Annotated in this window: 15 protein-coding genes; 6 read left to right on the top strand and 9 right to left on the bottom strand. The window is 68.2% G+C overall.

Annotation, left to right across the window (positions count from 1 at the left end; translation table 11 throughout):
- The first annotated feature begins 413 nt into the window (after window positions 1–413).
- Genes FHS74_RS02515 through FHS74_RS02505 form a run of 3 tightly spaced genes read left to right on the top strand, consistent with a single transcriptional unit; the run spans window position 414 to window position 3,460 of the window.
- The gene (locus tag FHS74_RS02515; RefSeq protein ID WP_184797109.1) at window positions 414–1,601 is read left to right on the top strand and encodes a Re/Si-specific NAD(P)(+) transhydrogenase subunit alpha; all 1,188 of its coding nucleotides are present in this window, start codon (window positions 414–416) and stop codon (window positions 1,599–1,601) included.
- A gap of 5 nt (window positions 1,602–1,606) precedes the next feature.
- The gene (locus FHS74_RS02510) at window positions 1,607–2,035 is read left to right on the top strand and encodes an NAD(P) transhydrogenase subunit alpha part 2 (protein WP_040848625.1); all 429 of its coding nucleotides are present in this window, start codon (window positions 1,607–1,609) and stop codon (window positions 2,033–2,035) included.
- Between the two features lie 15 nt (window positions 2,036–2,050).
- A complete protein-coding gene (locus FHS74_RS02505) occupies window positions 2,051–3,460 on the top strand; it encodes an NAD(P)(+) transhydrogenase (Re/Si-specific) subunit beta (protein ID WP_184797108.1) in 1,410 nt (469 codons plus the stop codon).
- A 108-nt stretch (window positions 3,461–3,568) separates the two neighbouring features.
- Here the strand turns inward: FHS74_RS02505 and FHS74_RS02500 are convergent, their stop codons facing one another.
- The 5 genes from FHS74_RS02500 to pepF form a co-directional block, all read right to left on the bottom strand.
- The gene (locus tag FHS74_RS02500; RefSeq protein ID WP_184797107.1) at window positions 3,569–4,024 is read right to left on the bottom strand and encodes a DUF29 domain-containing protein; all 456 of its coding nucleotides are present in this window, start codon (window positions 4,022–4,024) and stop codon (window positions 3,569–3,571) included.
- 37 nt (window positions 4,025–4,061) lie between these two features.
- Window positions 4,062–5,108, bottom strand: coding sequence for a S66 peptidase family protein (locus tag FHS74_RS02495; protein ID WP_343066837.1), 1,047 nt, complete (start codon window positions 5,106–5,108; stop codon window positions 4,062–4,064).
- Between the two features lie 85 nt (window positions 5,109–5,193).
- Window positions 5,194–7,239, bottom strand: a complete 2,046-nt coding sequence (locus FHS74_RS02490) for an aminopeptidase P family protein (protein ID WP_343066836.1) — start codon at window positions 7,237–7,239, stop codon at window positions 5,194–5,196.
- A gap of 427 nt (window positions 7,240–7,666) precedes the next feature.
- Window positions 7,667–8,536, bottom strand: coding sequence for a 50S ribosomal protein L11 methyltransferase (locus FHS74_RS02485; RefSeq protein WP_184797106.1), 870 nt, complete (start codon window positions 8,534–8,536; stop codon window positions 7,667–7,669).
- Between the two features lie 241 nt (window positions 8,537–8,777).
- The gene (gene pepF, locus FHS74_RS02480) at window positions 8,778–10,679 is read right to left on the bottom strand and encodes an oligoendopeptidase F (protein ID WP_184797105.1); all 1,902 of its coding nucleotides are present in this window, start codon (window positions 10,677–10,679) and stop codon (window positions 8,778–8,780) included.
- A 212-nt stretch (window positions 10,680–10,891) separates the two neighbouring features.
- Here pepF and FHS74_RS02475 point away from each other — a divergent pair, with 212 nt between their 5' ends.
- Complete coding sequence (locus tag FHS74_RS02475; RefSeq protein ID WP_184797104.1) at window positions 10,892–12,508, top strand: tetratricopeptide repeat protein; 1,617 nt, start codon at window positions 10,892–10,894, stop codon at window positions 12,506–12,508.
- On the opposite strand, the gene FHS74_RS02470 is transcribed toward FHS74_RS02475, so the two are convergent.
- Together FHS74_RS02470 and FHS74_RS02465 are read right to left on the bottom strand one after the other, a co-directional pair.
- Entirely contained in the window at window positions 12,505–13,608 is a 1,104-nt protein-coding gene (locus FHS74_RS02470) for a 2OG-Fe(II) oxygenase family protein (protein WP_184797103.1), read from the bottom strand. The two genes, FHS74_RS02475 and FHS74_RS02470, sit on opposite strands and share 4 nt — an antisense overlap.
- 132 nt (window positions 13,609–13,740) lie before the next feature.
- Window positions 13,741–14,421, bottom strand: a complete 681-nt coding sequence (locus FHS74_RS02465; RefSeq protein ID WP_211106038.1) for a TetR/AcrR family transcriptional regulator — start codon at window positions 14,419–14,421, stop codon at window positions 13,741–13,743.
- Window positions 14,422–14,684: 263 nt separating this feature from the next.
- On the opposite strand from FHS74_RS02465, the gene FHS74_RS02460 reads away from it, so the two are divergent.
- Complete coding sequence (locus tag FHS74_RS02460; protein WP_184797102.1) at window positions 14,685–15,329, top strand: YbhB/YbcL family Raf kinase inhibitor-like protein; 645 nt, start codon at window positions 14,685–14,687, stop codon at window positions 15,327–15,329.
- 80 nt (window positions 15,330–15,409) lie between these two features.
- On the opposite strand, the gene FHS74_RS02455 is transcribed toward FHS74_RS02460, so the two are convergent.
- Window positions 15,410–17,839 (bottom strand): ATP-dependent helicase, encoded by a 2,430-nt coding sequence (locus FHS74_RS02455; protein ID WP_184797101.1) that lies wholly within the window; start codon window positions 17,837–17,839, stop codon window positions 15,410–15,412.
- A 322-nt stretch (window positions 17,840–18,161) separates the two neighbouring features.
- On the opposite strand from FHS74_RS02455, the gene FHS74_RS02450 reads away from it, so the two are divergent.
- Entirely contained in the window at window positions 18,162–18,512 is a 351-nt protein-coding gene (locus FHS74_RS02450; protein ID WP_184797100.1) for a hypothetical protein, read from the top strand.
- Window positions 18,513–18,522: 10 nt separating this feature from the next.
- On the opposite strand, the gene FHS74_RS02445 is transcribed toward FHS74_RS02450, so the two are convergent.
- Window positions 18,523–18,807, bottom strand: a complete 285-nt coding sequence (locus FHS74_RS02445) for a hypothetical protein (RefSeq protein ID WP_184797099.1) — start codon at window positions 18,805–18,807, stop codon at window positions 18,523–18,525.
- Window positions 18,808–18,819: the final 12 nt, after the last annotated feature.

The following is an 18,819-nucleotide window of genomic DNA, read 5'->3' as shown; positions in this document are numbered from 1 at the left end:
CCACCCCTATGTCCCGCATAGGCCCTTTTTCGCCTTGCGTCCGGACGTGCGCTCCGGGACGCTGTGCCCGCACCCCGATCCCGGTCGGCCAGGCCCCGCCAGGGCGCGCCCCGCTGATCGCACCGCATGGCTGGCCTTTATGGTAACCGGTGGACAATGCCACTTTCGCCTGTGCACCCTGTCCAGCACGAAGGGAGGGGCGGGTACCGTTAATCATTTTTGCTGCGGAGCCTTGCGGGAACCGTGACGGTTCCATGCGTCGCCCCCGGCGGTTCTTCACAAAGATTACCGGATAGGTCATGGTGGCCCAGCGTCATCACCCTTCGCGACCAGAAACTCTTCGCGACTAGATTGCATCAAGCTGGTAGTAGCCCGGCGATCCTGGGGGCCAGCGATCATGGGGAGCGTAACCAATGAAAATCGGCGTACCTAAAGAGCGTCGACCGGGGGAGTTGCGCGTCGCCGCATCACCCGAGACGGTACGGAAATTCGTCGGCCTCGGCTTCGAGGTCACCGTGGAGACGGGTGCCGGCCTGGGGGCCGCCATCACCGATGACGCGTTCACCGCCGCCGGCGCCACCATCGCCCCCGATGCCGCCGGCGCGCTGGCCGATGCCGACGTGGTGCTGAAGGTGCAGCGGCCGGAACCGGCGGAGCTGGCGCTGATCAAGCGCGGCGCCAAGCTGGCCGCCATCCTCAGCCCCTATGGCGACGCGGCGGGGGTAAAGGCCTATGCCGACGCCGGCGTCGACGCCTTCGCCATGGAGTTCATTCCCCGCATCACCCGCGCGCAAAGCATGGACGTGCTGTCCAGCCAGGCCAACCTGGCCGGGTATCGCGCGGTGCTGGACGCGGCCTATGAGTTCGGCCGCGCCTTCCCGATGATGATGACGGCCGCCGGCACCGTGGCGCCGGCCCGCGCCTTCATCATGGGTGTGGGTGTCGCGGGGCTGCAGGCCATCGCCACCGCCCGCCGCCTGGGCGCCATCGTGTCGGCCACCGACGTGCGGCCGGCCACCAAGGAACAGGTGCAGTCCCTGGGCGCCACCTTCGTCGCCGTGGAGGATGAGGAGTTCCAGCAGGCGCAGACCGCCGGCGGCTACGCCAAGGAGATGAGCGCCGAATATCGCGCCAAGCAGGCCGCCCTGGTGGCGGAGACCATCAAGAAGCAGGACATCGTCATCACCACGGCGCTGATCCCCGGCCGCAAGGCCCCGGTGCTGGTGACCGACGCCATGCTGCGCACCATGAAGACCGGCGCCGTCGTCATCGACCTGGCGGTGGAACAGGGCGGCAACGTCGAGGGCAGCGAGCCCGGGAAGATCGTCGAGAAGTACGGCGTGAAGATCGTGGGCCACGCCAACGTGCCCAGCCGCATCGCCGTGGACAGCAGCGCCCTCTATGCCAAGAACCTGCTGAACTTCCTCACCCCCCTGGTGGACAAGGAAGCCAAGGCGCTGAAGATCGACTGGAACGACGAGATCATCAAGGGCACGGCGCTGACCCACGACGGGGTGGTGGTCCATCCCGCCTTCGCCCCGGCGGCCCCAGCCCCTGAGCCGGCCGCCGAACCGGCCGCCACGCCCGAGAAAGCGGAGTAAGCCCCATGGACGCGCAAAACTACGCCAAGAACGCGGCCGACCTCGCCACCAACGCGCAGAAGCTGGCGGAGCAGGCGGCCAATGTCGCCAACCAGGCGACACAGATCGCCACGGATCAGGCCCAGCAGGGCATGCCCTTCATCGTCACCGGCCTGACCGTCTTCGTCCTGGCCGTCTTCGTCGGCTACTACGTGGTCTGGCGGGTGACGCCCGCCCTGCACAGCCCGTTGATGAGCGTCACCAACGCCGTGTCGTCGGTCATCATCGTCGGCGCGCTGATCGCCACCGGCGCCCACCATTTCGGCTTCTCCATGGTGATGGGCTTCCTGGCCGTCATTCTGGCGTCGGTGAACATCTTCGGGGGCTTCATGGTCACCCAGCGCATGCTGGCCATGTACAAGAAGAAGGCCCCTGCCCAGGGCGCCAAGAAGTAAGGGGGCCGGACCATCATGCTCGTCGCGACTTCGCTCGCCTACCTCGTGGCCGCCGTGTGCTTCATCATGGCGCTGCGCGGCCTCTCCAGCCCTGAAACGGCCCGCGCCGGCAACACCTACGGCATCGCCGGCATGGCGCTGGCCATCGTCACCTCGCTGTTCGTGCTGCCGCAGTTCTCCTTCCTGGCGGTCGTGCTGATCGTCATCGGCATCGCCATCGGCGGCAGCGCCGGCGCCTACATCGCCCGCACCATCAAGATGACCTCGCTGCCGCAGCTGGTGGCGGCCTTCCACAGCCTGGTGGGCCTGGCCGCCGTGTTCATCGCGGCCGCCGCCTTCTACGCGCCGGAGGAATACCGCATCGGCACCGACGGCGACATCCATGTCGGCTCCCTGATCGAGATGAGCCTGGGCATCGCCATCGGCGCCATCACCTTCACCGGATCGCTGGTCGCCTTCCTCAAGCTGGACGGCCGCATGAGCGGCAAGCCCCTGGTCTTCCCCATGCAGCACCCGCTGAACGCGGCGCTGGCGGCGGGCCTGGTGCTGTTGCTCATCCTGCTGTGCACGACCCAGAGCGCTTTCTTCTTCTGGCTGATCATCCTGGTGTCGCTGGGCCTGGGCTTCCTGCTGATCCTGCCCATCGGCGGCGCCGACATGCCCGTCGTCGTCTCCATGCTGAACAGCTATTCCGGCTGGGCGGCCTGCGGCATCGGCTTCACCCTGCAGAACCCGCTGCTGATCATCACCGGCGCGCTGGTGGGCTCAAGCGGCGCCATCCTCAGCTACATCATGTGCAAGGGGATGAACCGGTCGATCTTCAACGTCATCCTGGGCGGCTTCGGCGGTGACGCCGGCGCCGGCGCAGCCGCCGGCCCGGCGGGCGACCGCAGCTTCAAGTCCGGCTCGGCCGACGACGCCGCCTTCATCATGAAGAACGCTTCCTCCGTCATCATCGTCCCCGGCTACGGCATGGCGGTGGCCCAGGCCCAGCACGCCGTGCGCGAAATGGCGGACATCCTGAAGAAGGAAGGCGTGGACGTGAAGTACGCCATCCACCCGGTGGCGGGCCGCATGCCCGGACACATGAACGTGCTGCTGGCCGAGGCCAACGTGCCCTATGACGAGGTGTTCGAGCTGGACGAGATCAACCGCGATTTCGGCCAGGCGGACGTGGCCTACGTCATCGGCGCCAACGACGTCACCAACCCCGCCGCCAAGACCGACCCGGCGTCGCCCATCTACGGCATGCCCATCCTGGACGTGGAAAAGGCCAAGACCGTGCTGTTCATCAAGCGGTCGATGGGGGCGGGCTACGCCGGCGTGGAGAACGAACTGTTCTTCCGCCCCAATACCATGATGCTGTTCGGCGACGCCAAGAAGGTGACCGAGGAGATCGTGAAGGCCATGGCCGGCGGCCATTGAGCCTTTCCGGTAAGCGCAAGAGACGAGGCCCGGCGGAGCAATCCGCCGGGCCTTTTGTCATCCTACTCAAAGTGCGCTGCGCATCCCTTCAGTGTATGCCCCGTAGCGTCAGTGCGCCTCTCCCTGCGGCCAGAAATCATCGGCCATGATCTGGTCGAACCCCCAGGGGCAAACGTCGGGAAAGATGCTTTCCTGCAGATTGGTTTCAGAGGCCGCAGCGATCACCGCGCGTTCGTAGCCCGCAGCAAGTGCCTCGTCCAGTCGAGCCTTCAGACTCGGATTGTCAGCCAGATGGTCGCGTACCTCCAGGCGTTGGGTACGGATCGTCGCTTCCCACGAACGGCTCCGACGCTTCGGCTCGTAGCGCCACTTGAGCAGATGGCAGAGCAGGACGGCAAGCCGACTGATGAGTTCCCGCTTCTCGGTCTTGCCCATGCTCTCGATTTCCTCAGCAATGTGCGCAACATCCGCCGCCGCCAGCTTACCGGCACGGAGCAGAGCCGCCTGCTCGTTGGCCCACGCATAGAAGTCGCGCTCGTAGAGCGAGGAGGGGAAATCAGGCATTGTTTAGCCTCCAGCAAAACTGCGGAGTTCGATCATACTACCCCGCCACGCCGCTCTCCAGAACCGTCAGCGTCCGCGCCGTGGCGTCCAGCCGGGCCTGGACGCCCAGCGGCACGGTCAGGGTGTCGTCGGTGTGGCCCAGGGCCAGTCCTGAGAAGACGGGGATGCCCAAATCGCCCAGCACCAGGTCGAACACCTCGTTCAGGCCGTAGGGCGAGGCGTCGGAGGACTTGTCGCAGCCAGCGCAGGCGCCAACGACGATGCCGGCCGCCGCCTGGAGCTTGCCGGCATGGCGCAGCGTCCACAGCATGCGGGCGATGGCGTAGGGCGCCTCGTCCACGTCCTCGAACAGGAAGATCGCCCCCTTGGTGTCAATCTCCCACGGCGTGCCCATGGCGGCCATGATCATCGACAGATTGCCGCCCACCAGGCGGCCGCTGGCCTGGCCCGGCGCGACGGTGCGCAGGGGATAGGCGGGGCGCAGCGGATTGCCGTCCTCCGGGCTGGGCAGGGTGCCCACCGGCTCCGCCGCGCACACGGCGCGGCGCAGGGCCTCCAGCGAAAAGGGCGTGAACTTCATGAGGCCCGGCATGCGGCCGTGGAAGGTGACCAGCCCGGCCCGGCGCGCGATGGCCAGGTGCATCAGCGTGGGATCGCTGAAGCCCAGGAAAACCTTGGGGTTGCGGCGGATAAGGTCGTAGTCCACGCGGTCCACGATCTCACTGACGCCATAACCGCCACGGGCGCAGAAGACGCCACGGACAGACGGGTCGGCGATAAAGCCATGCAAATCCGACAGGCGTTCCTGGACGGACGTCTTGAAGGCGCGCGAGCGGTCCAGCAGATGGGGTGACAGCACCGGCACCAGGCCCAGCGCCTGGATGACGGCGGTGACGCGATCAGCGACGGCGGGATCGTAGACGGCGGTGCTGAGGTCCAGCACACCCACCTTGTCGCCCGCCCGCACCATCGGGGGACGCAGCAAGGGCGGCTTGGTCAGGCCTGGAGCGGTGGCCGCCGCGCCCGCCGAGGACGCGACCACGCCAGCGGTCGCCGCCGTGGCCAGAAATGAACGCCGATCCACTGCCATCCTCCATGCGGTGACGACGGCAGCTTAAAGGATGCCGGCGGGCCCGCAAACCCGCCGGCGCCCCCCGCTGGCGTCCGGCTCAGATCGGCGCGGTGGCCGTGGCCAGCCAGGCGGCGGCATCCGCATCCAGATGCGGGCCCACCTTCGCGGCCACCCGGGCGTGGTAGGCGTTCAGCCAGGCCTTCTCGGTCTCATTCAGCAGCGCCGGCTCGATCAGGGCGCGGTCGATGGGCGCCAGCGTCAGGGACTCAAACGCCATCATCGGGTGCTCCCCGCCCGGGATGTCGGCCGCCGGCAGCACCAGCACCAGGTTCTCGATGCGGATGCCGTATTCGCCGGCGCGGTAATATCCCGGCTCGTTCGACAGGATCATGCCGGGCACCAGGGCCACGGTGTTGGGCGTCTTGGCGATGCGGGCCGATTCCTCATGCACGGAGAGGAAGCTGCCCACGCCGTGGCCGGTGCCGTGGTCGTAGTCCAGGCCCTGGGCCCACAGGTACTGGCGGGCCAGGATGTCGATCTGCGAGCCAGTGGTGCCCTTGGGGAAGCGCAGGGTGGCCAGGGCGATATGGCCCTTCAGCACCAGGGTGAAGTGGCGCTTGGCCTCGGCCGGCGGCGTGCCCACCGCCACCGTGCGGGTGATGTCGGTGGTGCCATCCAGGTACTGCCCGCCGCTGTCGATCAGGTAGACGCTGTCCTTTTCCAGCACCCGGTTGGTCTCGGGCGTGGCGCGGTAATGGACGACGGCGCCGTTGGGCCCGGCGCCGGAAATGCTGTCGAAGCTGGTGCCGCGGAACAGCGCCTGCTCCTTGCGGAATTCGAACAGCCGGTCCGACGCCTCGATCTCCGTCAGCGTGCCGGCGGCGACGGCCCCGCTCAGCCAATGCAGGAAGCGGGTGACGGCCACGCCGTCACGGGCATGGGCGGCACGGGTGCCGGCGATCTCCACGCTGTTCTTGGCCGCCTTGCGGAAGACGGTGGGGTCACGCTCCTTCACCACCGTGGCGCCGGCCTCGGTCAGGCGGTCGAACACCCAGGACGCGGTCCAGACCGGATCCACCCGCACCTTGGCGCCGGTGGCGCCGATGGCCTCCAGCGCGCCGCGCAGCTCCTCCGGCTTGCGGACGGAGACCTGGTTGCCCAGATGGACCTCCAGGCCCGGCACCAGTTTGCGGCTGTCGATGAACAGGTCGACATCGCCATCATTGGTCAGCAGGGCGTAGGACAGCGGCAGCGGCGTGTTGGGCACGTCGCCGCCACGGATATTCAGCAGCCAGGCGATGCCATCGGGCTGGGTCAGCACGGCCGCCAGCTCGCCGTTGCGCTTCAGCTCCGCCGCGATCTCCGCCCGCTTGTCGGCGGAGGACTTGCCGGCATGGGCCAAGGTCTGCGCCACCACGGGGCCCAGCGGCGCCGACGGCCGGTCGTGCCAGACGGCGTCCAGCGGGTTGGCGTCCACGGCCACCAGCTCCGCCCCCGCCCGGCCCAGCGCCGTCTTCATCCGGTCGATCCAGCCGACGGTGTGCAGCCACGGGTCATAGCCGATGCGCCCGCCCTTCTTCACCGTGCCGGCGATCCAGTCACCGTGGAAGGTTTCCGTCAGATGGTGGCGCTCGTACAGGCTGCCGGACACCTGGGTCTGGGCCTGCAGGGTGTAGCGGCCATCGACGAAGATGGCGGCGCGGTCGCGCAGCACCACGGCGATGCCGGCCGAACCGGTGAAGCCGGTGATCCAGGCCAGACGCTCGCCCCGCGCCGGCACGTATTCGCCCTGGAACTCATCGGCGCGCGGGATGACGAAGCCGTCCAGGCCCAGGCGCGCCAGTTCGCCGCGCAGCGCCGCCACACGGGCGGCGATGTCGCCGACTTGCGGTTCCGGCGGCGCCTCGATCAAGGCCTTCAAGGCGGCCAGCTGGGCCGCCAGCTCATCGGGCAGGTCGGTGCCGAACAGCTTCAGGAAATGGCCCGCGTCCACATCCTCCGGCGCCGCGCGCACGCCGCGCAGCAGCTCCCGCACCGACGCCACGTCACGGTCGATACCGGCCGCCTTCAGCAGGCGGGCAAGCTCGGCATCACCCCGGTAGGGTTCGGTGGCAGGCAGGGAGGTATGATGGGTGCTATCCACGGGTACGACGCCTCTCGCAAGGCCGCACGGATGGGCGGCCGATTGATTTGGGGGACGAAGCTAGGGCGCCGAACCGCCGCAGGCAAGGGTGTGAGCCCCGGCGCCACGGGTCACCGACGCGGCCGCCCTGAAGCCCCCTTGCGCCAGTGTAGGCGAGGCTTTTGACAGCATCAAATTTTTTGGTGGTCCTGGGGGAAGGTAAGCGCCGCGGCGGAGACCAACGCGGGGAGAAGACCCCCGCCGCGACTTACCGGCGCCGGTCGCCCGATGCCGTATCCGTCGGGTCGACCGTCGCGCAGACGGCCGGAACACCCGTGCAGGCCTTTGTGATACGCCTGCCGCCGGGGAGCTGTCTGCCGTCGTTACCGTCGTGTTACATGAATTTACACGGGCGAAAAGCCAGGGGCGAAAAGCCCGGCCGCGAGCCTCAGCCCTTCATCACCAGCGTGTTCCACTCGCCGATGCGATAGCGCCGCACCAGCTTCAGGCCCTGGCGGCGATGGGCGGCGATGACCAGCTTTTCCTGCCGGGCCAGCAGGCCGGACAGGACGGCGATGCCGCCCGGGCGCAGGTTGCGGCGCAGCTGCGGCGCCATGCGGGCCAGGGGACGCGCCAGGATGTTGGCCACGATCAGATCATAGGGCGCCTTCTGGCGCACGATGGCGGTGCGGTAACCGTCGCCACCCCGGCAGGTGACCAGCTTGTCCACCTTGTTCAGGTGGGCGTTCTCCGCCGCGATCATGATGGACAGGGCGTCGATATCCACCGCCGCCACCGGCGCATGCCACAGCTTGGCGATGGCGAAGGCCAGGATGCCGGAGCCGCAGCCCATGTCCAGCGCCCGGGTGACGGGCATGGACTTGCGCAGGTCGCTGAGCGCCCGCAGGCAGCCCTGGGTGGTGGCGTGCTCACCCGAGCCGAAGGCCATGGCGGCCTCGATCAGCAGGCCGATGCAGCCGGCGGGCACCGGCTTCTTGTGGTGGCTGCCGTGGACGAAGAAGCGGCCGGCGCGGATGGGCGGGAAGCTGAGATAGGTCTGGGTGACCCAGTCGATGGGGGCCAGCGGCTCCACCTCGATGGTGGGCTGGGCGACGCCCAGCGCCATGGCCAGCACGGTGACACGGGCCACAAGGCGCGACTGGTCGGGCTCGCCATGGCTGGTGCCCTCGATCAGCCAGTTGCCACCCTCTTCCAGCTCAAAGGTGGACACCGCGTCGACATGGGCCTCCAGGACCTGGGCGAAGTTCTGCACCACGTCCTCATGCACCGTCAGCGCCACCCGCCACATGCCCGACATTCCCTGCACTCCCGAAATCCTGAAAGCCCATGGCAAAAGTTCCGGCGAGTTACCCCGCCGGAACCTGCTGTTTCTCTATAGACGGTGCGGATTCGCCTGTGAAGGGTTTCATACCGGGCCCCTCAGTCGCCGGGCGCCCCCATCCGGGGGCTTGGCTTCCTCGGTTTCCAGTCCACTCCGTTCCCCGGAAACCTGCGGCGGCCACGGTCGCGGCCTACAGCGGCATGAGGTGCCGCTGACGTCAGTCCTTCTGATCCAGCAACCGTTCCATCTCGGTGATGACGGTGTCCATGCGCCGCACCAGCGCCTGGTAGGGCGCGGGCGAGGCCATGTCCAGGCCGGCCTTGCGCAGGACGGTGACCGGATAGTCGGAGCCGCCGGCCTTGAGCGCCGACAGATAGGTGTCGCGCGCCGCCGGTCCGCCATCGCGGATCTTCTCGGTGAAATAGGCGGAGGCCGAGATGGAGGTGGCGTACTGGTAGACGTAGAACGGCCGGTAGAAGTGGGGGATGAAGGCCCATTCGGCGGCGTACACCGGATCGATCTGCATCACCCCCTGGTCGGCGCCGTGGTACTTGCGCAGCAGGCCCAGGTACAGCTCCGTCATGCGCTTGCCCGACATGGGCTCGCCCTTCTCCACCGCGTCGTGCACCGCCAGTTCGAATTCGGCGAACATGGTCTGGCGGAAGAAGGTGGCGCGGATGGTCTCCAGCTCATTGCCCAGGTACAGCAGCTTTTCCTGCCTGGTCTTGGCGTTGGCCAGCATGTAGTCCGACAGCAGGAACTCGTTCGCCGTGGACGCGATCTCCGCCATGAACAGGGAATAGCCCGACAACTCATAGGGCTGGGCGCGGTTGGCCAGGGTGGTGTGCATGCCGTGGCCCCATTCATGGGCCAGGGTGGAGACGGAGTTGTAATTGTCCTGATAGTTCAGGAAGACCACGGGGTGCAGGCCGTAGACACCGGTCTGATAGGCGCCGGACTGCTTGCCCTCCTGCGGGTAGGCGTGCATCCAGCGATGGGCGAAGGCGTCGGCCAGGGCCTTCTGATAATCGTCGCCCAAGGGCTTCACCGCCGCCAGCACCAGCTTCTCGCCCTCCTCGATGGGAAACTTGGTGTCGGACGACACCAGGGGCGGATAGATGTCGTAATAGTGCAGGTCGGGCAGGTTCAGCATGCGCTGCCGCAGTTTGAAATAGCGGTGCAGCGTGGGCAGGCCCTTGTTGGCCTCCGCCACCAGGGTGCGGTACACGCCCTCGGGAATGTCGTTGCTGGCAAGGGAGGCCGCCACCGCCGTGGGATAGTGGCGCAGCTTGGACTGGACGACGTCGCCCTGCACCGTGTTGCCCAGGGTGGATCCCATGGTGTTGGCATACTGGCCGAACTTGGTCCAGAAGGCGTCGAAGACGGCCTTGCGCACGGCGCGGTCCGGATCCTCGCGGTACTTCTGGTAGTTCGCCTGGGTCAGCTTCACCGACTTGCCGTCTGGAAGCGTGATGGTGGGCCAGTCGATATCGGAATTGGCCAGCAGGTTGTAGGTGGTGCTGCTGCCCCCCAGCGCCGGGCCCAAGGCCGCCAGCACGCCCTCGGACTCGGCACCCAGGGTATGCGGCTTCAGGCGCAGGGCGTCATGCAGGGCGAAGCCGAACTTGGCCAGCTTGGGCTCCGCCTTCAGATAGGCGTCGACCTTGGCGGCGCCCAGCGCCTGGATCTCCGGCGACAGCCAGGCGGTGGCGGCCGAGACCTCACCCGCCAAATCCTGGGCCAACCCCTCCCGCTCCTGCGCCGACGCCTCCCGGGTGTCGGTGGAGGCGATGGTGCTGGCGTAGGTCGTCACCTGTTCCAGGTCGTGATAGACGGCGTAGATGCCCTCCAGCGCGGTCAGGGTGGCGGCCGGCCCCTTGGCCAGCGTGCCCTTGTATTTGGCCAGGCCCGGCAGCATCGCCTTGATCTTGGCCCGCGCCGCATCCCAATCGGCCGGCGTCTTGTAATAGTCCGTGAGGTCCCACAGAAACCGGGGATCGACCTTGGGGTCGTCCGCCGCGCGCACCGGCAGGGTCAACGCCAGCAGGGAGACGGCGGATACCGCCGCCAGGACGGCGCGGCGCAGAGGGACCCGATGCAACGTAATTGTTACCGACATGAAGCAAAGCCCCCGTGATTCTATCGGCGGGCCGCCACAGCCGGCGCCCCCGCAGGTTACGCCCTTTATATCAGTGCCTTGAAACCGAAGCGCGCCAGGCTTTGTAACGCGGGTGTTTCTTAAGGCCCCGCGGCCACGGTGCCGACCTTGCATCGCCGCACCGCATTGGGCATACCTTCATGAGGTTGCATCTGCGCAAAGATATAAATTTCATGAGGGAAGCCGCTCCCCCACCCGCCACCCTGTTCCAACAGGCGTTGAGCGCGCACCGCGCCGGTAAGTTATCAGCGGCGGCAACGGCCTATGAGCAGCTGATCGCGGTGACAAGCGCGCGGCAACCGGAGCATCGCGCCGCCTTGGGCAATCTGGGGGCGCTGCGCCTGAGCCAGGGCGATGCGGCGGATGCCGACCGTCTGTTCGAGGCCGCCTTGAACCTGGCGTCCAACGATGCCGGGCTGCTGGACAATCGGGGGGCCGCCCTGAAAGCCCTGGGGCGGTTGAGCGAGGCGGCCGAGTATCATCGCCGCGCCATCGCCGCCGACCCAGGGAAAGCCAGCGCCTATGGTAACCTGGGCATCTGTCTGACCGCCCAAGGCGACCTCGGAGGCGCCTTGCGCTGCCTGGAACGGGCGACGGCCCTGGCACCGGCCGTCGCCGAGCCGTGGCACAATCTGGGTGTGGCGCGGGAGGGGCTGGGTGACCTGCGTGCCGCCATCCAGGCGTACCGGCGCGCGCTGGCGGCGGACCCGGGGTTTCTGCCCGCCTGGATCAACCTGGGTACCACCCTGGATGCCGTGGGGGATGCGGTGGGTGCCGTCGCGGCCTATGATTCGGGCCTGGCATTAGCCCCCAGCGACGCAAAACTCCGCTGGAACCGGTCGCAATCCCTCTTGGGCTTGGGCCGCTATGCCGAGGGCTGGGCCGACTTCGAATGGCGATGGAGCGGCAATGCCAGCATGGCGGCTCAGCGCCGTCCTTTCGCCATGCCGCTTTGGGACGGTCAGGATTTGGGGGGCGCCCCCCTGCTGGTTCATTCCGAACAGGGATGGGGCGACACGCTGCAGATGCTGCGCTTCCTGGCGCCGGCGGCCCACGCCGCCGGTGGCCCGCTGATCGTGGAGACCCGGGCTGAACTGATCCGCCTCATCGCCAGCAGCCTACCGCTGCTGGGCCTGGACAGCCCGCCCACCCTGCTGCCGCTGGCTGGAGATTTTCCCGGCATCGCGGGCCTGCCCGACGCCGGCGCCCACGTGCCGATGATGAGCCTGCCCGGTCGCCTGGGGATCACCCTGGATCGGCTTCCGGGAGCGCCGGTGCCCTATCTGCGGGCGCCGGAGGATAGCCGCCGCCGCTGGGCCGAGCGCATAGCCACGAAACGCGGGGAAGTCGCCATCGGCCTGGTCTGGCAGGGCAACCCCGGCCATTGGAACGACCGGCGGCGGTCGCTGACGCCTTCCCTGCTGGCGCCGCTGCTGCACCGTCCAGGGATCGCTTGGTTCAGCCTGCAGAAGGATGCCGACCCGGCCCTGGTGGAGACCTTGGGCCTGGTCCCGCTGGGCGACGCGCTGACCGACTTCGCCGAAACGGCGGCGGCCATCGACGCCCTGGATCTGGTCATCGCCGTCGACACCTCCGTCGCCCATTTGTCCGCTGCGTTGGGCAAACCCACCTGGCTGCTGCTGCCCCATGTCGCGGAGTGGCGCTGGATGCAGACCCGCTCGGACAGCCCCTGGTATCCGTCGATGCGTCTGTTCCGCCAGCCCGCGTCGGGGGACTGGCCAGCGGTGGTGGCGGCGGTGGGACAGGCGCTGGATGCGCTGCAGACTTAAGAAGTGCTCGCCACCCGCTCCAGGTATTCCCGCTGCTGGCGCTCACCCGCCTCGTCGAACAGGAAGGGCAGATAGGCGTAGCGGCGGCCACGGGTGACGGGCATCGCCTCGTGCAGCAGGCCGCAGGCGAAGACCACGGCGCCGCCGGTGGGCGCGCGATAGGTGCGGGGGCCGAATTCGGGAAAGCGCAGGTCGCCGCCCTCATAATCGTCGGCGTTCAGGTTCACGGTAACGGCGAAACGGCGGTGGGCGGTGCCGGCGGCGGTATTGTCGCGGTGCGGCCGAAAATGGCCGCCCTCCTCCGCGTCGTAGCAGGCGACGATATGGCGTTCCAGGCGGGTGGCGTCGAAGGCGAAGGCCCGCCGCACCTCGGGCACCAGGCGACGGCTGATGCGCTGGGCGGCCGCAAGGCATAGGGCCTCGTCTTCCATGATGTAGTCCCGCCGCCGCTTGCGGGCATAGTCGTAGACGCCGACCAACTGGCCGTCGACCTCATGCATAACGCCGGAATCCAGGCCGCCGTGGTGCTGGTGCAGGGCGACCAGCAGGCGGCAGAAATCGGGTTCGAACACGCGGGGGACCAGCAGGACGGGCGCCCAGGCCTCCGTCACGCCGGCATGGTCCGCCGACGGCGGAAGGGCCGCGACCGCCGCCATCACCCGGCTGGATTCCGCCGCCGGCGCCGCCATCAGCACGCGCAAGGTGGGATCCAGCAACAGCCAGAAAGGCGTGTGGCCACCGCCCGCGCCGTCCACCGCCGTGTCGACCGCGCCGTAGCCCCGACTGAGGCTGGAATCCTCGTCCAGGAAATAACGGATGCCCGGCAGCTGCGGCGGGATGCGGCCAGCCGGATCGTCAGCGGCATCGGTGGTGACGCCGAAGAAGCAGACGCGGTCATCATCGAACAGGACACGATGCGCCGCCACCGCGCCCAGCATCGCGGCCCCCGCCTCATCCTCGGCGGAGGCGAAAAAGCCCAACAGCACGTGCCGCCCGGCCACCGTGTCCAAGGCGAAACGGGGATTGCCCCGGATGGGGCCGGTGAACCAGGGCACGGGCTCACCACGGACGAAACGATCCCACGGGGCGACAGCCGACATCTCAAACCCGACCTTCATCCAATAACCAGCGCCCACCGGGGGCGCGCGAAAGCAACCCCGCCGGGCGCGCGATCATAGCAGCAAGCGGCCCCCCGCCCGCCAGTGGACGTTCCGCCGCCGGGCGGGGCGCCGCTATGCCCCAGATGGGCCCACGCTCAGTACCGCCCCCAGATAGGCCCCCAGCGCCAGTCGCATTTCCGACAGCAGGGCGACCGCATCCCCCTCCTCCGCCAGGTCGGGTATGGCCTTCATCAGATGCAGCAGCATGCCAGCGACCGTGGCCATCCGCTCCGGCGGCAGGGTCGGCGCGTGAACCGACAGGACGTGCGCGATGTGACCGCGTATGGCCGCGCGCAGCCGGCCGCGCTTGTCTTCCGCGCGAAGGACTTCCGGCGCGTCCCCTCGGCGATCCATCATCAGCACCTTCATCATGGAACGCTCACCGGCCAGATCCTGCATCAAATCCACCAGCGCGTCGGCCAAGGCGGTGGGCGTCAGACGCGGGCTATGGCCGGCGATGACGGATAGCCCGGCCGTCGCCCGGTCGCTGTAGCGCCGCAGCAGCGCCTCAGCCAACGCGTCCTTGGATGGGAAGAAGCGGTAAAGCGACCCGATGGCCGTACGGGAACGCGCCGCCACCTCCGTCATCGTCGCGGCGTCGAAGCCCTTCTCCGTGAATACGGCCACCGCCGCGTCCAGGATGGCCGCCACGCGCAGCCGGCCACGCGCCCGCTTGGGGGTCCGCCCCTCAGCCGCCCCATCGGATGCGGCCCCCTGGGCGTCCTCGGTGATCATTGACTTTTGCGAAGACATCCTCAACTATCCGTTATGCGAGACCACCCTCGCATAACACAGCCCCCGGGCGCCGTCACGTCCCGCGCCAGGGGATGGGCCGCCACCAGCCTTCGCACAGCGTTTCAGGACCGACCGCCCGTGCCACGCCATCCCCTTCCCGACCATGCCGCCCCGCGGCCGCCACGCCAGCGGGCGGGGATGCCAGTGGCGTGCTTCACCCTGGCGCACGCCACCGGCACGCGCCGGGGCGCATCATCCATGCCCGAAGCGGGAGGAACCGCATGAGGATCACCCTGGACAGCAGCGGCCTGAGCCCCCTGCCCCTGGACAGCGGTCTCGGCCAGGAACCGGTGGCCCCCAGGCGCCACTGGTTGGGCCGCCTGCTGCGCGGCCTTCGCGCCGGCGATGGCCGCCTGGTCATCAATCACGCCCTGGTGATGGATGCGCCGGCCACCCTGCGCCTCAGCAGCCCGGCCTTCACTGATGGCGCCCGCATGCCCCGGCGCCATGCCGGCGGCGGCGTGGGCGACAACCTGTCGCCGGCGCTCACCTGGACGGGTGTGCCCGCCGGCACGGCGGCGCTGGCCCTGGTGATGCAGGACCCGGACGCGCCCCTGCCCCGCCCGGCGACCCATCTGCTGGCCACGGGCATCGCCACCAGCCGCAAGTCCTTCGAGGAGGGGGAGCTATGCCCCCAGGTCGGCAACGGCCTGACCCTGGGCCGGGGCCTGTTCGGCCGGGTCGGCTATGCCGGCCCCCGGCCGGTGCGCGGCCACGGCCCCCATCGCTACGTCTTCCAGCTTCTGGCCCTGGAACACCCGCTGGCCCTGCCGGAACTGCCCAGCCTGGGCGACCTGCTGGCCGCCCTGACGCCCCAGACCGTGCTGGCCTGGGGCGCGCTGACCGGAACGTACGAGCGGGTGTAAAACCGCGGCGTGAGGTTTTGTCTGAAGCCAAACCGGCGGATGCCGGCGCCCAGCGTGTGAGGGAACTGTAAAAACCCCGCCTACTTCCCCGCCTGGTCCGCCGGCACGACGAAGCTGTCCATGACCTTCTTCGTGCCGGAGTGTTCGAAATAGATCTCCAGCTTGTCGTTCTCGACGTTCTTCACCACGCCGTAGCCGAACTTTTGGTGGAAGACGCGGACGCCTGGGCGGAAGGGCGCGTCGGGGCGGGCGCGGGGGGTGACATCCAGCGCCGTGCCCTCGATCAGGCGGCCACGGCCGCCACCAGCGGGCGCCTGGCGGCCCATGCGGTTGAAGCTCTCGTTGAAGCTGTCACCGCGCGCGCCCCAGGAGCCGCCGCCGTACCCGCCGCCGCCGGCCATGCCCTGGCCGCCCATCCCTTGGCCCCAGTGCCCAGAGGTAAGGCCGGGGTCATTCTCCACATTGATATGCTCGTCCGGCAGTTCGCCAATGAAGCGCGACGGCAGGCTGGTGGACCAGGTGCCGTGGATGCGCCGGTTGGCGGCGTGGCTGATGAAGACGCGCTTGCGGCCCCGGGTGATGCCGACATAGGCCAGCCGCCGCTCCTCCTCCAGGCCGGCGATGCCATTCTCGTCCAGGGTGCGCTGGCTGGGGAACACCCCCTCCTCCCACCCCGGCAGGAAGACCACGTCGAATTCCAGGCCCTTGGCGCCGTGCAGGGTCATCAGCGACACCTGGGCGGCGCCCACCGTTTCGGTGTTCTCCATCACCAGGCTGACATGTTCCAGGAAGCCCAGCAGGTTCTCGAACTCGCCCATGGCGTTGACGAGTTCCTTCAGGTTTTCCAGGCGGCCGGGCGCTTCCGGCGTCTTGTCCTCCTGCCACATGCGGGTGTAGCCGCTCTCATCCAGGATGGCCTGGGCCAGGTCGGTATGGCGCACGGTGTCGATCTGGGCGCGCCAGCGGGCGAAATCCTCCACCAGGCCGCGCAGGGTCCCGCGCACCTTGGGCTTCAGTTCGTCCGTCTCGGTCAGGCGCCAGGTCGCCTCCAGCAGTGGCACCCCCAGAACGCGGCTGGTCTGGTACAGCTGCTGGATGGTGGCGGGGCCGATGCCGCGCTTGGGCGTGTTGATGATGCGCTCGAACGCCAGATCGTCCGCCGGCTGGGCCACCACGCGCAGGTAGGCCATGGCGTCGCGGATTTCCAGGCGCTCATAGAAGCGCTGGCCACCCACCACGCGGTAGGGCAGGCCCAAGGTGATGAAGCGCTCCTCGAACTCGCGGGTCTGGAAGCCGGCGCGCACCAGCACGGCCATGTGGTCCAGGCCCACGCCCTTGCGCTGTAGCGCCTCCACCTCATCGCCCACCCAACGGGCCTCGCTGTCGGCATCCCACAGGCCACGCAGGCGCACCTTTTCCCCGCCCTCGGCTTCCGTCCACAGGGTCTTGCCCAGACGTCCCTGGTTGTTGGCGATGATACCGGCGGCGGCCCCCAGGATGTGGCCGGTGGAGCGGTAGTTCTGCTCCAGCCGGATGATCTTGGCACCGGGGAAGTCCTGCTCGAACCGCAGGATGTTGCCCACCTCGGCCCCGCGCCAGCCGTAGATGGACTGGTCGTCGTCCCCAACGCAGCAGATATTGTGATGCCCCTGGGCCAGCAGGCGCAGCCACAGATACTGCGCCACGTTGGTGTCCTGGTACTCGTCCACCAGGATGTAGCGGAAGCGGCGGTGATAATCCGCCAGCACGTCCGAATGCGCCTGGAACAGGGTGATGTTGTGCATCAGCAGGTCGCCGAAGTCGCAGGCGTTGAGATTGCGCAGGCGTTCCTGGTATTGGCGGTAGAGGGTCAGCACCTTGCCGCCGGCGGCCTCGCCCGCATCCTCGGGGCGCAGGCGATCGGGCGGCAACGCCCGATCCTTCCACCGCTCGATGACGGACAGCAGCACGCGGGCCGGCCACTTCTTGCCGTCCACCCCCTCCGCCTCCATCAGCTGCTTCAGCAGGCGCAGCTGGTCGTCGGTGTCCAGGATGGTGAAGCTGGAGGTCAGGCCCACCAGCTCAGCATGGCGGCGCAGGATGCGGGCGGCCAGGGCGTGGAAGGTGCCCATCCACCAGCCCTCGGTGTCGGTTCCCATCAGCGCACCGACGCGGTCGCGCATCTCGCGCGCGGCCTTGTTGGTGAAGGTGACGGCCAGGATGTTCCACGGGCTGACGCGCCGGGTCATCAGCAGGTGGGCCAGCCGCGTGGTCAGCGCCCGGGTCTTGCCCGTGCCGGCGCCGGCCAGCACCAGCACCGGGCCGTCCAGCGCCTCCACCGCCTCGCGCTGCGCCGGGTTCAGGGCGTCGAGATAGGCGGGCGACCAGCCGACCGGCAGGGGCGGCGGCGGGGCCGGCCTGGACACGCCCAAGGGGGCGCTTGAGGCGGCGGCGACCGGTGGCGCGGCCTTCTCAGGCTCGACCTTCTTGGGCGGGGCGGGCGGGTCCAAACGGGAAAAAAGATCGGTCATGATGGGGAACATATATAGCACAAGCCCGCTTTCGTCTGCCCCCGCGATAACCGGGCCCATCCCTGCCCTTGCTTTCCGACCGGTGGACCCACCCCAAAGGGGGAGCACCTATAGCCGGCTGCGTCTAATCGGAACCACAGCCGGCTATAGCTCAGTCTGTCCGCGAGCGGCTTCACGCCCAAAGGCGATTCCGCCTTCGGGCGATCCGCTCTATCCCGTTGCACAAGCGGTTCATATGGTGGAAAGATGATGCTTAACGTGACGAAGCCGTTCGTCCGGCGGTGCCCTTGGGCCCCTGGCCGACGAAGCGGGGAGTGAACCGATGAACCTGCGCTTGAACGATACCAAGACGCTGCAAGCGATCGGCATCCTGGCCGACGTCCTGGACGATTTGTCCGGGCCGGAGCGCCTGGAGTGCCTGATGGCGGCCAACGCGTTGCGCCAGGTTCTGGAGACCCGGTCGGAGAACGCGATGGTCTTCGCCCGCGAGGCTTTCGAATCGCTGGAACCCGATGTGCGCCGGCAGATCCAAACCGACGCGACCGAGGCCGCCATCAAGGTGGTGGCCACCACCCGCACCCAGGGCCCCTTGCGCGCCACCCGCAAGTCCACCGGCAGCGCCTTCCTGGACGCCATCAACGCCGGTGGCATGAAGACCGAGCGCAAATGGTAAGGACTGCCCCCTAACGCCGCACTCGTTTCCACCGCCCAGTTTCCCGGAAGAACGCGGCGAGCATCATCGCGGTTAGCAAGCCGGCACCAATAAAGAGCGGCAGGAATGCCGGCTGTCCCGTCTGCATGGCAGCGTAAAGGACGCCTCCTGCCGCTATCGATAATGCGAAGGATAGCCGGCGAGCGGCAAAAACCTTCCTCGCGTTAGCACCTTGCGAATCCGGATTGAGGAACGGCGAGCCAAAAGCCGCCTTGAACCACAATGCCGGGACGACGATCAAAGCCAACCAGCTCATGATTTGACGATC

Origin of the sequence: Nitrospirillum iridis, assembly GCF_014205765.1 — a bacterium.
GTDB lineage: Bacteria > Pseudomonadota > Alphaproteobacteria > Azospirillales > Azospirillaceae > Nitrospirillum > Nitrospirillum iridis.
Note: the sequence above shows the minus strand (reverse complement) of the source record. Positions and strands in the feature narration are given on the sequence as shown.